This is a genomic window from Candidatus Thiopontia autotrophica, assembly GCA_014384675.1.
GTDB lineage: Bacteria > Pseudomonadota > Gammaproteobacteria.
Window position 1 is genome coordinate 1 of the sequence record JACNFK010000015.1, and the last position, 14292, is coordinate 14292.

Here is a 14292-nt window from a genome sequence, read left to right on the forward strand (position 1 = left end):
CCCACGATCCGAAACTGAGTTGAAAATTCTACCCTTATCCGTCAGGCAGTGCCATTCGGATTTTAAATAGGTAGAAAATTATTGAGAGGTCATCAAACTCAATGAGACATCAATGATTCAATCTCGGCAACGCTCCTGGGGGCCCCCTCGGTTATAACCTCGCACCCCTTACTGGTAATCACAACATCATCCTCGATGCGAATACCAATCCCCTGCCATTTCCTGGCAACCCCTTTCATCCCTTGCGGGATATAGATCCCTGGCTCAACTGTCATCACCATCCCCGGCTCCAGTTGACGCCACTTGCCACCCACCTTGTATTCACCAACATCATGAACATCCATTCCTAGCCAGTGGCTGGTCTGATGCATATAGAATCTCTTGTACTCCTCATCCTTGATTAAACTGCTAAGATCACCTTTCAGAATTTTCAGCTCCAACAACCCCCTGGTTACAGCCCTTACAGCGGCACGGTGGGGAGCATCAAAACGTCTGCCCGGGCGCATCTGTCTTATTGCTGCTTTTTGTGCTGCAAGAACAACCTCATAGAGCTGACGTTGCACCGTAGAAAAACGGCCATTTACAGGAAATGTGCGAGTAATATCTGCAGCATATCCATCATACTCTGCTCCCGCATCAATCAATACCATCTCACCATTCTGGAGCTGCTTGCTGTTTTTTATGTAGTGAAGCGTACAGGCACTATTTCCACCTGCCACAATCGAATCATAGGCCACAGTCCGTACCCCATGAGCTGAAAACTCGTGAAGAATCTCCCCCTCGACCTCTGACTCAGATATCTCCGGACGGCAATATCTCATTGCCCTGCGATGTGCTGCAACCGTAATAGCTGCAGCTTTTTTCATAAGACGAATCTCTGCAGCTGACTTAATCAGGCGCATCTCATGCAAGAGCGGATCCAGCAACTGCACCGTCTGCGGAGTCACAATACCGGCACGACTCTGCTGGCGAAATAATCTCAACTGCTTGAGCAGGCCCCGCTCAATCGTGCTCTCCTCACCCAGATTGAAATAGAGGTACTGTACTCCTGCAAGCAGATCCGGCAGTTTTTCACTCCATTGCCCAATAGGCCATGCCTCTGTCATCCCCATCTCTGAAACAGCACGCTCTGTCCCCAGCCTCTCGCCCGTCCACTGCTCTTGCTCTCGATCTCTCTCCTGACAGAACAGCATCCATGACCCCTTACTGCCGCTCTTCTTGATAACCAGAACCGCATCCGGCTCTGCAAACCCGGTCAGATAATAGAAGTCACTCTCAGGATGGTATGAATACTCAACATCTCGGTTGCGCATGTGATGTGGAGCTGCCGACAGAATAGCAATGGAGTCAGGCTTCATCTTTCTTAACAGCTGCCTGCGACGGCCTGCAAATACATTCTGGTTCATGATATTTCTTAGTGAATAGTCTCGTTTAGTGGCAGGGAGCCAATCGGGCTCTTTACGGAATTGCTCCCCTCATACAGAAGCATGGTACCAATACGTACATGCTCAACCACCTGCAGGAAATCCATCTCATCCTCCTCATCCCCATGGTCATCCTCTCCCTCGATGAAACTGGCACGAGATATCTCCATCAGGTCTTTCAGAAACTCCTGTTGCACCTCACTCTCCTGAAAATCCTCACTGGCTGATGCAATACCGTATCCATATAGAAATCCCTCACACCATGCAGCCAGAGCTTCGGTACGCACATCAAGGGGCTCATCTTCCGGCAGAAACAGCTCAAACTGCAGCTCGTCACCATTCAATTGCTGAGCCACATCAGCAACCATCCTGGCTATCATGGCAACATCCTCTCGGGCCTGCAGATTAGCCTCGTCACGCTCTCCAACAACCTCCTTGAGCCAGCCAATCTCATCCTCTGCATGGCCAGACATCAGACGACCACAGAAAGAGCCATGAAGCTCTGCCCCATCCATTGCGAGTGATAAACGTCTTAATGCATCACTAACATCATTGTATTGAATCTTTTCCATCCCCCCATTCTCTCAAATACAGAGAACTGCGCAACTTTCAGGAGGCTCTGATTAAGTCACTTCGTGACCCAATCAGATCTCCCTTACAAGTTATTTTATGGGGGAAGGGTTATAATTCAGCATATTACAACAACATCTATAGAGCCCTTCCCCCAAACCCCCATCCCATTAATCTTTTTCAGATATTCTTTCACTATTGAAGATTTATTACGATCACTCTATAGTCCTCCCATTATGGCCAAGAAAAAAACCACAAAAAAGAGTTCTGCGGGTGGAAGCCAGTGGCAGCCGGAGATCAAAAATCTGGAGCACAGAATCGGCGAACTGATTAGCCTCTGTAATACCTTGCGTGAGGAGAACGGAGATCTGCGTGGAAAAATACAGGACGTCATCACAGAGCGTGATGAGTTGGTGGAAAAAAATCAACTTACAGTCAAGAGTGTTGAATCCATTCTCTCATCTGTAAAAATACTGGAAAAACAGTCATGACCAAAAGTACACCAGTAACCATCAGCATTCTGCAAAAAGAGTACAAGATCTCCTGTCCTCCAGAAGAGCAAAACTCACTTATTGAGTCAGCGTCAATCGTTGACAAGAAAATGCGCGAGATAAGAAAACAGGGGAAAAGTGTTGGTCAGGATCGCATTGCCATAATGGCGGCACTCAACATTGCTCATGAACTACTGCATAATCACTCTGATCAGCAGCAGGGTGCAGTTGACGTGGCGGATGAACTGGTTCGCCTGCGAGGCCAGGTGGAGGCTGCACTTCACCAAGGCAAGCAATTAGAGCTTGAATAATTACCCAAACAGGTGTAGCTTATATACCTATAGATTTTGGTGTCTACTGTAGTATTTGATCACCGGGACTCGATCCTTGATCCTTAACTCACGACCCTGGGAGCTAATTTTATTAAAGGCGTGTGCAGGTCCGATTATCGGAAAGCCTAAACCTTTAGTTCAGGCTCCCCTCCTTGAACTCTATGGTTCAGGGACGTTGGCCCGACCGGTACATACGGTAGACACCACCCTACACTCCCCCTCATGAAAGCCACCGCCACTCTCCGTAATAAAATCCGCGAGAAGAGACGTGCTCTTCCTGAAGCGGTGCGCCAGGCCAACTCGGCAGAGCTCTTTGGCCACTTGATCAACCACCATGTTTTCAAGCGTAGCCGCAGAATTGCAGGATTTATTGCCAGTGACGGGGAACAGGATCCCGAGCTAATTATTGATCGAGCTATTCACGATGGTAAGGAGTGTTTTCTCCCTGTCTTGAACAGACTGCATGGCAACAGATTATGGTTTGCTCCACTCCATGAAGATAGCAATCTTGTTATCAATAAATATGGGATTCCGGAACCGGAGATATTTCCTCCAAAACCAACTCCAACCTGGACCCTTGATCTTGTGCTTACCCCACTTGTAGCTTTTGATTCAGCTGGAGGACGCATAGGGATGGGCGGCGGATATTATGATAGAACCTTCTCTCATCCAAAACGCTCGAGCAATAGCAGGCGTCCATTTCTGCTTGGAGTGGCCCACTCATTCCAGGAGGTTAAATCAATAAAAAAAGAGCCGTGGGATATTCCACTTGACGGCATTGCCACAGAGAAAGGGGTTACTGTTTTCTAATTAGTTTATAGCCATAAACTAATTAGAAAACAGTATGGTAATATTTGCATTTAAAATCAGGAACTACTTATTTTATTTAGCTTATTATTAATAAACAATATTGATTACAATAATATTGACTTATTGATTGAATAATATATTGTTGCCGCAAGTCTGTTAATACAGGCTTATTTTCTTAACTACATAGAGAGGTTATTCGATATGTTTGATAATGCATTTTCTACCGTTGGTAGCGTTGTACGTGGACTTACTGGATTGTTAATGTCATTAATCGGGCTCGGCCTTTTAATCGAGGTTGTATTTGGTGCAGGGGCTCTTGGAATGCCCGGAGTTGTTGGGGGCATCGGCAACGTTGTATCCCAGTTCAGTGGAGTTAATGGTTTAATTACACTGATTGTACTTGCAGCATTACTTAACAGATAATCATCTTTAAGTAGACCCCCCTCTTCGGAGGGGGTGTTACAGACAAAAAGGCAGACACCATGAACAGTTCACCGATAAAAGAGACTATCAACCGTGCCACCTCATGGTTAAAAATTCTTACCGATTTTGGTGTCATGCTTATAATCACCTTCATAATTATTGATATTCTGTTCCCGGGGACAACCGGCATTATTGGAAACCTTACAGAAATAGTTCAAACCGCAACCGGATCAACTGCTGATACCACTACAGCCGCTAAATCTGGCTCTGAAGTTATCACAAACGGCAACAGTGATCGTGGACTGGTTGGACTTGTTGCTCTATTACTATTTTTATTTCTGCTACGCCGCGACAAATAGATATTTTCACCTGACTCAATCAGGGTCGGGCGGACTCTTTTCGCAAAAACAGTAACTGACCACTATCTGATCCCTCTTCCGAGAAGCGATATCCTGCGGCAGAAAAATCTTGCAACTGTTCCGCTCTATCCAGACGATTACGAATAACAAAATCACACATCATTCCACGTGCCTTTTTGGCATATATGCTAATAATTTTATACTGGCCATTTTTCTCATCCTTGAAAACAGGAGTAACTACAGGATAATCCAGCATCCCATCCACGGACTTGAAGTACTCGCTGGATGCCAAATTAATGATCTCCCCACCAGATATCTCTACATCACGATTAATCAATGAGGCACTCTCTCCACGCCAATAATCATACAAGTTATCCCCCTTACGATTTTTAAGCCTGGTACCCATCTCTAATCTGTGTGGCTGAATCATATCAAGAGGGCGCAACACCCCATACAACCCAGAGAGGATTCTTAAATGGGCTTGAGCATAATCAAAGTCTCTCTGCTCAAACGCTGTGGCAGCCATGCCTGCATATACATCACCCCTAAAGGCAAGAATCGCCTGTTTGGATCGTTGCTCTGAGGTGTCTGTTGTCCACCGTCTGTAACGTTCAAAATTCAGACGAGCAAGATTGTCACTTAATTTCATTAATCTCTTCAGATCACTCTCACTATACTGCTTCATAATTAAGGCAATGTACTCAGCCTTCCCTATCAGCTCTGGTTCCGAGAAGCCTATATCTGGTGCCACCTCTTCAAATTCAAGTTTTTTGGCTGGTGAAATCAGTAGTAACATTATTTTTGCAACGTCTCCAGATTAGCTCTTATCAACTCAAACAGCGGAGTCAGCTTTTTTCTGATAGAGCGCCCCACAGCTCCACTGTGCAGAACCATCCTAAATGAAACCTCCTCCCTGACACATGAGAGCAACATAACTGCCTGCATCATGTCCCGATATTCTGAATGGCTCTGTAACAGTTCCGCAACGGCCTTGATACTGCCATCATCAATCCACTCTCCAACCTGCAACTGACAGAGCTCCAGCGATCTCTCCTCAGTTGCAGGTATTCCGATATCAGAAAAGAGGGCACCAATGGCATTCATAAGGGCGTAAACAGAATCCTCATTTGCCACCTTGCCAAGTAACTCTATGGCCAGAGCGATAAATGTCTGCCCCTCGGAGGAGACAATGGTAATCATGGTTTTTGCAGCACTATTGCCACTATCAGACAGAGCTGCACACCCATCAACAATCTCCTGGTACCGAGGATGTGGCGCAACCAGATCAGGCAGTGACAAGGGGTTAGCCTGCAGAAATGCCACCTGATAAATACCCTTCCCACGCTCCTGACTTCGTCGCCATATCCGCTCAATCTGACCATCATCAAGTAGGCCGTCCTGCAGTAACAGGGACAAAATCAACAGCACCTCCTCTGTATCAGTAACAAACGCCAGATGCTCAACAAGAAACTGAGCGATCTCTCTACCCAGGCTACTGTTCACCACACAGGGGTGGCGCAACATATGCGTACCCTGCTCTGCCTGTTGTACCGTATTGGTAACAGTCCACCAGACATTATGTGCCAACTCAACATTCAGCCCCGAGGAGTTGGCTACCGCAACAACCGCTTCCGGATCGCCCAACAGAAGAAACTTGCCAAGATGCACCCCTCCCGTCTGCCCCATGCGACTCCACCGTTTAATATAGTTAGGATAACCCCCACTACTACCCAGAACATGTTCCGACAACATCTCACGAACATACCTCAGGTATTGATCATTATTACAGTTTGGAGAGAGCGGGATTGATGCCTCACCATTAGGCGTCAGTGCATACATTGTCATATGCGCCTCATCCAGACGGATAGCCTTGGGGCTGTTGTGCAGCATCACCTGAATACGCAACTGGTCTTCACTGGATAACGACATCAGTTCAACTGGATCCTCTCTCCCCACGGCACACACCCTCTACCCTTGATCAGCCATATCACCGGCAACTGTGGTGGATCTGCCGGGAACTTCCCCTCAGCATCAGTAAAGTAGAGCAAAATATCAGGCTGACTATCCTGTTGCTCAAGCCACCGAAAAACCGGGTTGAAACTGGTCCCTCTTCCACCCTTTATCAACTCAGATTGAACCTCCATAGGCTCCCATGGCTCGAATCTGACGGGCTCTCCAACAATCTCTTGATCACTCATCAACAGTGTAACCCCTGCACGAATCTGCCCCTTCAGGCCATTAATCTCGGAGACAAACTCCCCAATCTCGTCAATACTCACTGAGCCGCTGGTATCAATTGCGACCACAACATCAAGCTGCCCGCTTCTCAGGGATGGAAAAATAGCCCCGCTTCCCCTGCGTGATGAGGGACGGAGGTAACTGTAGTCATCTCGCGCTCGTGCTGTCATATAGTGAGCCAACATCATTCTCCATGGCAACCGAGGCTGGAGAAAGTGGTCAACCATCCTTGCCATGGCACCGTCCAGCTTGCCTGCCTGCATTGCCTGCTGTGCCGCCCCGGCGAGATGTTGCTGCCACTGGGTCTCCAGAGAATTTCTCTCCATTTCACCGAGAGGGGGTGGACGACCCGAGGCACCACTATAACCCCAACCGGAATTAGGTGTGCCAGAACCATGAGCATCGGAAGCATCCAGCTCAGAATCTGAACTGTCTGAAGTATCATCATGGTTATCATATAGATGCTGATCCAGTGTCTCCCGATCGTCATCCTCATCCAGCATTGGATATATCTCCTCTGCCGTCATCCCGTCAAAACTTTTCAGATATAGAACATCGTCTGGTGGAACCATATCCTCACCAATCAACATGGCATTTATGGCAAAGTCACACGCCACATCCCAGCGGTGTCTGTTTCTATGTTGACGGCGCGAAAAATGGGATAGCGCACAGTGCAGCGCATCATGAGCCAACATGAACTGAACCTGTTTGGATGTCAGCGCAGAGATATATTCAGCATTGTAATAGATAGAACGTGCATCTGTTGCTGTGGTTTTACACCAGCCTGGTGATGCCTCAACCAGCGGCAGACGCAATACAAGTGCCCCTAAAAATGGGCGCTCCAGAATCAATCTGGTACGTGCTGCACTCAACTTTGTATCAACTACCTCACTCATTCGTAGAGCATCACATCAGCGATCGCTTTCGCCCACTCTCCAAATTGTGGTACCGCAAACAGTTTCTCCCCAACCGCACGATGCAGATCAGAGACCAGCATTACCCCCATCTCACGCTGAGGAAAACGGCCAGCATAATCAAGAACATTGCCGAGCACACTCTCAAGCCTGTCGCTATCCCTTAACTTGATTGCACGGCCCACCAAGGCTGTTGCAACTGCATACTGCAGATCAATCTCCTTGGGGACATCAGCACCCTCTCCTGAAAGAATCATATCGAGATCAGGAAGGTTATGAAGATTTTCTATAAATGCCGCCAATTCAATGCCTGCAGCATTTCCCACACATCCCTGCAGCGCACCTCTCAACAACTCGCTGTTGGGCTCAAACTTGTTAAGTGCACGGTGGGCAAACTCCCAGGAGCGCGGAGATGGAAAAGCAACAGGATTATGGGCAGGATCAAAATCAAAAAGTAGCTCTGGTCTAAAACGGAGAAATGATATAACCCTCTCATCAACACCACTCTTCCAAGCCCAGCTAACCCAGTCATCAAGATTTACATCCACCTCATAATGGGAAAATCGATTCGCCAGAGGTGCCGGCATGGTATAGGTAACCCCCCTATCCCCCTGCCGATTGCCTGCCGCAAATATGGCCCAGCCATCTGGCACTCTATACTCGCCAAGCCTGCGATCGAGAATAAGTTGGTATGCTGCCGCTGATACTGTGGGTGGTGCAGAGGTTATCTCATCAAGAAACAGAATGCCGTGCTCACCATGACGAGAGGCATCAGGCAACAGAGCAGGAATAGACCACTCTACCAGGCCATCCTTGTTAAATGGGATTCCTCGCAGATCACTTGGCTCCATCTGTGAAAGTCGTATATCTACTACACGTCCATTCCCGCTCTCGGCTATCTGCGCCACCATCTGGGACTTGCCGACACCAGGCGGCCCCCATAGCATTACAGGTGTATGGTGGCCAGAGTCGGCACTTTGATACTCACGCTCCAGAATGGAGAGCAATTGTGCAGGTCTCATCTAACTATTCTCGCTATCATTAAATTGGCAGAATATCATACCAATTTAGTGAGGCTTTATCGACTAACTCAAAAAGAGCTTATAGACGGGATTCTCTGTCTCTTCCCAGTAGTGATACCCAAGATCATCAAGAAATTTCTGGAAATCTGCACGCTCTTCAGACGGCACCTGAACCCCGCACAGAACACGACCAAATGCTGCGCCATGGTTTCTGTAATGAAACAGACTGATATTCCAGGTACGGCCCAGATTGGTTAAAAACTGCAATAGTGCCCCGGGGCGTTCCGGAAATTCAAAACGATAGAGAATTTCATTATCAATACCAGACTGACGCCCCCCAACCATATAACGGACATGCAGTTTTGCTGCCTCATTGTCAGATAGATCCTCAACCGGATACCCCTTATCAACCAGACGTGAGATCAGATGATGTGGATCTTCTCCAGTGCCAAGCTGCACCCCAACAAAGATATGGGCATCTGCCTGGTCGGCATAACGGTAATTAAATTCAGTAATTTGACGTTTTCCAAGCAACTTGCAAAACCGTTTGAAACTGCCAGGACGCTCTGGAATTGTTACTGCAAGAACAGCCTCTTTGCGCTCCCCAATCTCTGCACGCTCAGCCACATGACGCAAACGATCAAAATTAATATTGGCACCACTATCCACCGCAATCAGTGTCTGCTTCTCTACACTATTCTGTTCTACATATTTTTTTAGCCCAGCTACAGCAAGTGCACCCGCAGGTTCGGCAATTGACCTGGTATCGTCAAAAATATCCTTGATAGCAGCACAGATCTCATCAGAGCTGACCAACACCACCTCATCCACCAGTTTGCGTGCCAGCCTGAAGGTCTCCTTGCCGATCTGTTTAACCGCAACACCATCAGCAAAAATACCAACCTGATCCAGCACCACCCGACGCTTGCTCTTCAGTGCATTATGAAGTGTTGGCGCATCTTCAGGCTCAACTCCTACTACACGAATATCCGGGTAGAGATATTTTAGATAAGCTGCCATACCGGCAATCAGTCCGCCGCCACCAACCGGGATAAAGACTGCATCAATCCTGCCCGCATGTTGACGCAGAATCTCCATTGCAATAGTTCCCTGCCCGGCAATCACCTCAGGATCATCATATGGATGAACCAGCGTCAGCCCCTTATCCTCAGAGAGCTCCAACGCCTTCTGGTAGGCATCATCATAGGCATCACCAAACAGAACTGCCTTGGCACCATACTTGCGCACCGCCTGCACCTTGATCTCGGGCGTAGTCTTGGGCATCACAATCGTCGCCTTAACACCCATCTGCTGAGCAGAGAGTGCGACCCCTTGCGCATGGTTGCCAGCAGATGCTGCGACCACACCACGCCTTAACTCCTCATCACTAAGGCTAGCCATCTTGTTATATGCACCACGCAACTTGAAAGAGAATACCGGCTGCAGATCCTCTCGCTTAATCAGCACATTGTTTCCTAAACGCTCGGACAGGCCACGCGCCTCTTCCAGTGGTGTCTCTCGTGCCACATCATAGACACGCGCCTTAAGTATTTTTTCAATATATTTTTTTGGCATGGCTCACAGTATACTTGTACAAAACCAGACAGCAAACAGACATTACATAAAACAGAACATGGAGAAATAGAATATGACTCAAGATGAGATGAAAAAGGCCGTTGCCGAGGCAGCACTGGAGCATGTAGTACCAGGAGAGATTATTGGGGTGGGCACAGGCTCAACCGCCAACTTCTTCATTGATGCTCTGGCCACTATAAAAAATCAAGTTAAAGGGGCTGTAGCCAGCTCTGAGGCCACAGCAGAACGTCTGCGTGGACATGGTATCGAGGTATTGGACCTCAACTCTGTCAGCAACATGTCTATCTATGTGGATGGCGCAGACGAATCCAACAGCCAACTCCACCTAATCAAGGGGGGTGGTGGTGCACTGACCCGTGAAAAAATTGTGGCAGCAGTTGCAGACAAATTTGTCTGTATCGCCGACGAGAGCAAACTGGTAGATGTAATGGGTGATTTTCCCCTTCCAGTCGAGGTGATCCCAATGGCACAGAGCTATGTTGCCCGCGAGATCATCAAACAGATTGGTGGACAGCCTGTACTACGTGAAGGATTCACTACAGACAATGGCAACATCATCATTGATGTCCGCAACCTCAAAATCATGGAACCTACAGTGGTTGAACAGAAGCTAAACAATATTGTTGGCGTGGTCACCAATGGGCTGTTTGCAATGCGTCCAGCCGACGTGCTGTTGTTGGGAACACCTAACGGGGTGCGTGCCATCAACCCTGAATAGATTCATCAAGTAAGCTCTATTCATGGTTGGAGATTGCTCTAGAGCCCGAAAACTAGAGCCCGAAAACAACCCAATTCTGCCCTTCAAATAATCATAAAATAATTTACGAACGGTCATCATACAGTAACATTGGTTTAGCATAATGGTCCCACGATTTGAGGTGGACTCCTAATTGTCCCTCCTCCTCCTCGGACTCTCCGGATAAACCTCAAATCTCAGGCCCTTCTCCCATAGATTGGCCTGAGACCCGTCAGTTATAGATATCACTGGCGGGTTTTTTTATGTCCGTAATCATCTGGTAACAATGTATTGATACTGTGGGGATGTTGTATGTAGCAATACAACAAGTTTCATGATACTTCCTTTGAAGCGACATTGCCTGCCCTGACTATGATGGGCAGGCTTTTTTATGCGACAGCCGGATGCTCCGCACTGTCAGTTGGAATGATCAGGCTTGCAATCACACTACCTCCACTCCTGTTTCTTAAGGAGAGGTGCATTCCATGAAGCTCGGCAAGCTGTCTGGCAATGGCCAGCCCAAGGCCGCTACCAAGATGTGAGTTACCTCTGGATTCATCCACCCTGTAGAATGGCTCAAACACAGTCTCAAGTAGCTCCTCTGGAATGTTGTCACCACCATTTTTCACCTCAACCTCAAGGTGTGATATTTGGTCACCTCTCTCCTTATGACAATAGACAGTGACCTCATGATCTCTCCCGAACTTGATGGCGTTCTCAATCAGATTACCAACCACTCTGCGGATTGCCGTTGAATTGGTCTTGATATGACAACATTTTCCCTGAGTGAAATTGATTGGTGTAGTGGAGGTTGCATATTGCTTGATCACACCATCTATAAGAACACCAAGATCAACCATCTGTATCTCTGATGACAGTGCGGCCTCTCCAAAATCCATTGAGCTGTCGATCAACTCGTCCATTACCTTGATGTCACTCTCTATCTTCTCAACCAGATCAGTATTATCTGGGCTTCTCAATAGCTCCAGATAGACCCTTATCCTGCTTAAGGGGGTACGCAGATCATGTGAAACCCCTACAAGAATGGTTGTCCTGTTCTTCAGTAGTGTCTGAATTCGTGAGGATAGCCTGTTTATATTCTTGATTAGGGATCGAATCTCTTTCGGGCCTTTTTCCTGAACAACACAGCACCCGTCTGGATGTTCAGTTTTGCCAAGATCATTTTCCAGGTCCCTTATTGGCTGGGTAATTTTCCTGGATGCCAGAACGGTCCCAGCCAGAGTAAATATTGTCCACAACACAAACAACAGAATTATGGACCAGCCAAAGTGAATGTGTGACCTCTTCTCACTGAAACCAATACGAATTACTTCACCATCCACATCAAGATCAACCCAATGGTAAGTTTCACCACTCTCTTCTACAGAGGTCAGTATTGAAAAATCACTACTATGAACTTTATCCCGAAGCATATCCCCGAGGTGGATCAAATATGGGTCAAATGAGACCATACTCTTCAGTGGGTTGCGATGGTCACCAAGAGTCAGCTTATTAGTTTCCAGTATAGATTGTACATAATCACTATCTCTTGATGTTCCATCTTTGAACCGATGGATAGAGCGTGCCGAGTTAATCAGAAGATCAGAAAAATCCCTGGCAGACTGGTCAACACTAGGATGAACAACAAGGGCTATGAATAGCAAGCCATTCAGAATAGCAACAATAAAAATTGTCCCTGCAAATATCAATGAACTTTGGCTTATTATTGAGCAGTTTTCCAGGCATCTCTCTAAGCGTTTCATTTGGTAACTTTATCGAGACTAAAGCGGTATCCAAATCCCCTGATTGTTATCAGAAAATCTGGGGAAGATGGATCATCCTCAATTTTTTTTCTCAGGCGATTGATACGAGCATCAATACTGCGATCCATTACATCCTGTTCATACGCATGTATCTGAGTCACAAGATAGTCTCTACTCAGTACCCTGCCCACTTTATCAAGAAAGATCTGCAATAAAACCGTATCTGCTGGACTAAGGTCAACCTCTTCACCATCTCTGACTAAGATATGTGATTCACGATTAAATTTGTTCTTTCCAAAGACCACCACTTTCTCTTCTCTATTCTGTTTTACCAGCAGTGACTCTCTGCTGCGGATCATTGCCTTGATTTTCTCCAGCAGCTCTCTTGGATCAAAAGGTTTTCTTAGGTAGTCGTCACCACCGCTTTGAAGACCAGCAACAACATCGTCTGTTCTGGTAAGGGCAGATACGAATAGAATTGGTATGGTATTTCCAGATCCACGAATGTGGCTAGCGACATCCAAGCCACTACCATCAGGCAGCATTACATCAAGTATTATCAGCGCAGGATTCTCCCTGGATAGAATATCCTCTACCTCAGAACCATACTCTGTCAAGATCACTGCAAAGTTGTTTTCTTCAAGAAGAGTGCGGACAGCACCAGCCAATCCACAGTCATCCTCAACGATAAGAATTTTTTTATCCATGCCCATCCTCCATCCAGCGCTATAAAGCACCTTCATGGTTCCCTTCCCCTGAGGGTAGTTCATAAAAACCTAATGTAAAGATTTTATTGAATATTAATGTGTCTTTGACCAATATCCATATTCGTTATAGATATAAATCAATAAATCACAATGTAATAATAGCGATTGTTTGTTACCAAACTGTTACCACAACCAACCAAAACCCAACATATGGTTTATCTATTGAGCGCTCTATCAACCCATTCGATGGCCACAAACAGGCCGAACTGCGTGTTTTCTCTACAACGATATCCCAAGAATAACGAATGGGTGAATGGCTAAAATTGCAAACATCGAGAACATAAGCAGGGCAGCCAGAACAACCAACCTTTCACTAATGGGATCAAGTAGTGCCTTGAAACGGTTTTTACCTGTTTTTTTCATAATCAATCCTTGTCTATGAAAATTTCAGACCACAGTCTAATCTATGACTGTTACCGCATGATGACCATATATAGATATATCCGTGAGCCTGAACACCACTTTTGACAATAACTCGAGATGCCCTAGACAACGAGCATTTTTACGATGCCGAGGTCTATATCCTCATTTTGGTTATCGCAGAACACCTTCTTTACCTGGCTCAAGAGCGGCAAAACCTCTACAGGATCAACGGAACAATAGACCTTATTATGTACACGCCTGGATTGAATTACGCCAGCTTTTCTTAGAGTCTCAATGTGCTGGGATATGTTGCTTTGGGTGGTACCAACAGATGCCAGAACATCACTAACTGTTTTTGCTTGATCACCCAGATAACAGAGTATCTTCAGTCTGGTTGGATGGCTCATGGCCTTTAATACGTCAGAAACTCTCTCCATCTCTGTTGCATTTAGTAGCATTTCAGTTTTATCTGTCATGCCTATCA

The 14292-nt window shown here is 46.6% G+C and carries 17 protein-coding genes and 1 other RNA gene; 7 read left to right on the plus strand and 11 right to left on the minus strand.

The genetic code is table 11. The features are described 5' to 3' along the window. Positions 1-98 precede the first annotated feature (98 nt). Positions 99-1406: a Xaa-Pro aminopeptidase gene (pepP, locus tag H8D24_01250; protein ID MBC8519022.1), complete on the minus strand. Its 1308-nt coding sequence runs from the start codon at positions 1404-1406 to the stop codon at positions 99-101. An 8-nt stretch (positions 1407-1414) separates the two neighbouring features. Next, on the minus strand, positions 1415-1996 hold the full coding sequence (locus tag H8D24_01255; GenBank protein MBC8519023.1) for a UPF0149 family protein: 582 nt from the start codon (positions 1994-1996) through the stop codon (positions 1415-1417). A 234-nt stretch (positions 1997-2230) separates the two neighbouring features. On the opposite strand from H8D24_01255, the gene H8D24_01260 reads away from it, so the two are divergent. The 6 genes from H8D24_01260 to H8D24_01285 all read left to right on the plus strand — a co-directional run bounded on the left by H8D24_01260 (position 2231) and on the right by H8D24_01285 (position 4409). Beyond that, positions 2231-2485, plus strand: a complete 255-nt coding sequence (locus H8D24_01260) for a TIGR02449 family protein (GenBank protein MBC8519024.1) — start codon at positions 2231-2233, stop codon at positions 2483-2485. Next, complete coding sequence (locus tag H8D24_01265; GenBank protein MBC8519025.1) at positions 2482-2796, plus strand: cell division protein ZapA; 315 nt, start codon at positions 2482-2484, stop codon at positions 2794-2796. The genes H8D24_01260 and H8D24_01265 overlap by 4 nt, the downstream gene beginning before the upstream one ends. Positions 2797-2836: 40 nt before the next feature. After that, a non-coding RNA gene (gene ssrS, locus H8D24_01270) (6S RNA) lies at positions 2837-3021 on the plus strand. Between the two features lie 18 nt (positions 3022-3039). Further along, positions 3040-3627: a 5-formyltetrahydrofolate cyclo-ligase gene (locus H8D24_01275; protein ID MBC8519026.1), complete on the plus strand. Its 588-nt coding sequence runs from the start codon at positions 3040-3042 to the stop codon at positions 3625-3627. A gap of 201 nt (positions 3628-3828) precedes the next feature. After that, entirely contained in the window at positions 3829-4050 is a 222-nt protein-coding gene (locus H8D24_01280; GenBank protein MBC8519027.1) for a hypothetical protein, read from the plus strand. A gap of 59 nt (positions 4051-4109) precedes the next feature. After that, positions 4110-4409, plus strand: coding sequence for a hypothetical protein (locus H8D24_01285; protein ID MBC8519028.1), 300 nt, complete (start codon positions 4110-4112; stop codon positions 4407-4409). A 19-nt stretch (positions 4410-4428) separates the two neighbouring features. Here the strand turns inward: H8D24_01285 and yaaA are convergent, their stop codons facing one another. From yaaA to ilvA, 5 genes are all read right to left on the minus strand, one after another. Beyond that, positions 4429-5205: a peroxide stress protein YaaA gene (yaaA, locus tag H8D24_01290; GenBank protein ID MBC8519029.1), complete on the minus strand. Its 777-nt coding sequence runs from the start codon at positions 5203-5205 to the stop codon at positions 4429-4431. Beyond that, the gene (locus tag H8D24_01295) at positions 5205-6365 is read right to left on the minus strand and encodes a hypothetical protein (protein ID MBC8519030.1); all 1161 of its coding nucleotides are present in this window, start codon (positions 6363-6365) and stop codon (positions 5205-5207) included. Before H8D24_01295 ends, yaaA begins: the two co-directional genes overlap by 1 nt. Next, positions 6338-7543 (minus strand): hypothetical protein, encoded by a 1206-nt coding sequence (locus H8D24_01300; GenBank protein ID MBC8519031.1) that lies wholly within the window; start codon positions 7541-7543, stop codon positions 6338-6340. The genes H8D24_01295 and H8D24_01300 overlap by 28 nt, the downstream gene beginning before the upstream one ends. Continuing rightward, positions 7540-8583 (minus strand): AAA family ATPase, encoded by a 1044-nt coding sequence (locus H8D24_01305; GenBank protein MBC8519032.1) that lies wholly within the window; start codon positions 8581-8583, stop codon positions 7540-7542. The genes H8D24_01300 and H8D24_01305 overlap by 4 nt, the downstream gene beginning before the upstream one ends. Positions 8584-8646: 63 nt before the next feature. Beyond that, positions 8647-10158, minus strand: coding sequence for a threonine ammonia-lyase, biosynthetic (gene ilvA, locus H8D24_01310; protein ID MBC8519033.1), 1512 nt, complete (start codon positions 10156-10158; stop codon positions 8647-8649). A 73-nt stretch (positions 10159-10231) separates the two neighbouring features. Between ilvA and rpiA the strand changes: the two genes are divergently transcribed. Then, the gene (gene rpiA, locus H8D24_01315) at positions 10232-10897 is read left to right on the plus strand and encodes a ribose-5-phosphate isomerase RpiA (protein ID MBC8519034.1); all 666 of its coding nucleotides are present in this window, start codon (positions 10232-10234) and stop codon (positions 10895-10897) included. 407 nt (positions 10898-11304) lie between these two features. Here the strand turns inward: rpiA and H8D24_01320 are convergent, their stop codons facing one another. The 4 genes from H8D24_01320 to H8D24_01335 form a co-directional block, all read right to left on the minus strand. Continuing rightward, entirely contained in the window at positions 11305-12678 is a 1374-nt protein-coding gene (locus tag H8D24_01320; GenBank protein ID MBC8519035.1) for a hypothetical protein, read from the minus strand. Continuing rightward, entirely contained in the window at positions 12675-13385 is a 711-nt protein-coding gene (locus tag H8D24_01325; GenBank protein MBC8519036.1) for a response regulator transcription factor, read from the minus strand. The genes H8D24_01320 and H8D24_01325 overlap by 4 nt, the downstream gene beginning before the upstream one ends. A gap of 279 nt (positions 13386-13664) precedes the next feature. Continuing rightward, positions 13665-13808: a hypothetical protein gene (locus tag H8D24_01330; GenBank protein ID MBC8519037.1), complete on the minus strand. Its 144-nt coding sequence runs from the start codon at positions 13806-13808 to the stop codon at positions 13665-13667. A 122-nt stretch (positions 13809-13930) separates the two neighbouring features. Beyond that, complete coding sequence (locus H8D24_01335) at positions 13931-14284, minus strand: winged helix-turn-helix transcriptional regulator (GenBank protein MBC8519038.1); 354 nt, start codon at positions 14282-14284, stop codon at positions 13931-13933. Positions 14285-14292: the final 8 nt, after the last annotated feature.

What these genes read in the sequence shown, in the direction of transcription:
- pepP (MBC8519022.1), bottom strand. Translation starts at nt 1,406, where the DNA reads ATGAACCAGAATGTATTTGCAGGCCGTCGCAGGCAGCTGTTAAGAAAG.
- H8D24_01255 (MBC8519023.1), bottom strand. Translation starts at nt 1,996, where the DNA reads ATGGAAAAGATTCAATACAATGATGTTAGTGATGCATTAAGACGTTTA.
- H8D24_01260 (MBC8519024.1), top strand. Translation starts at nt 2,231, where the DNA reads ATGGCCAAGAAAAAAACCACAAAAAAGAGTTCTGCGGGTGGAAGCCAG.
- H8D24_01265 (MBC8519025.1), top strand. Translation starts at nt 2,482, where the DNA reads ATGACCAAAAGTACACCAGTAACCATCAGCATTCTGCAAAAAGAGTAC.
- H8D24_01275 (MBC8519026.1), top strand. Translation starts at nt 3,040, where the DNA reads ATGAAAGCCACCGCCACTCTCCGTAATAAAATCCGCGAGAAGAGACGT.
- H8D24_01280 (MBC8519027.1), top strand. Translation starts at nt 3,829, where the DNA reads ATGTTTGATAATGCATTTTCTACCGTTGGTAGCGTTGTACGTGGACTT.
- H8D24_01285 (MBC8519028.1), top strand. Translation starts at nt 4,110, where the DNA reads ATGAACAGTTCACCGATAAAAGAGACTATCAACCGTGCCACCTCATGG.
- yaaA (MBC8519029.1), bottom strand. Translation starts at nt 5,205, where the DNA reads ATGTTACTACTGATTTCACCAGCCAAAAAACTTGAATTTGAAGAGGTG.
- H8D24_01300 (MBC8519031.1), bottom strand. Translation starts at nt 7,543, where the DNA reads ATGAGTGAGGTAGTTGATACAAAGTTGAGTGCAGCACGTACCAGATTG.
- H8D24_01305 (MBC8519032.1), bottom strand. Translation starts at nt 8,583, where the DNA reads ATGAGACCTGCACAATTGCTCTCCATTCTGGAGCGTGAGTATCAAAGT.
- ilvA (MBC8519033.1), bottom strand. Translation starts at nt 10,158, where the DNA reads ATGCCAAAAAAATATATTGAAAAAATACTTAAGGCGCGTGTCTATGAT.
- rpiA (MBC8519034.1), top strand. Translation starts at nt 10,232, where the DNA reads ATGACTCAAGATGAGATGAAAAAGGCCGTTGCCGAGGCAGCACTGGAG.
- H8D24_01320 (MBC8519035.1), bottom strand. Translation starts at nt 12,678, where the DNA reads ATGAAACGCTTAGAGAGATGCCTGGAAAACTGCTCAATAATAAGCCAA.
- H8D24_01325 (MBC8519036.1), bottom strand. Translation starts at nt 13,385, where the DNA reads ATGGATAAAAAAATTCTTATCGTTGAGGATGACTGTGGATTGGCTGGT.
- H8D24_01330 (MBC8519037.1), bottom strand. Translation starts at nt 13,808, where the DNA reads ATGAAAAAAACAGGTAAAAACCGTTTCAAGGCACTACTTGATCCCATT.
- H8D24_01335 (MBC8519038.1), bottom strand. Translation starts at nt 14,284, where the DNA reads ATGACAGATAAAACTGAAATGCTACTAAATGCAACAGAGATGGAGAGA.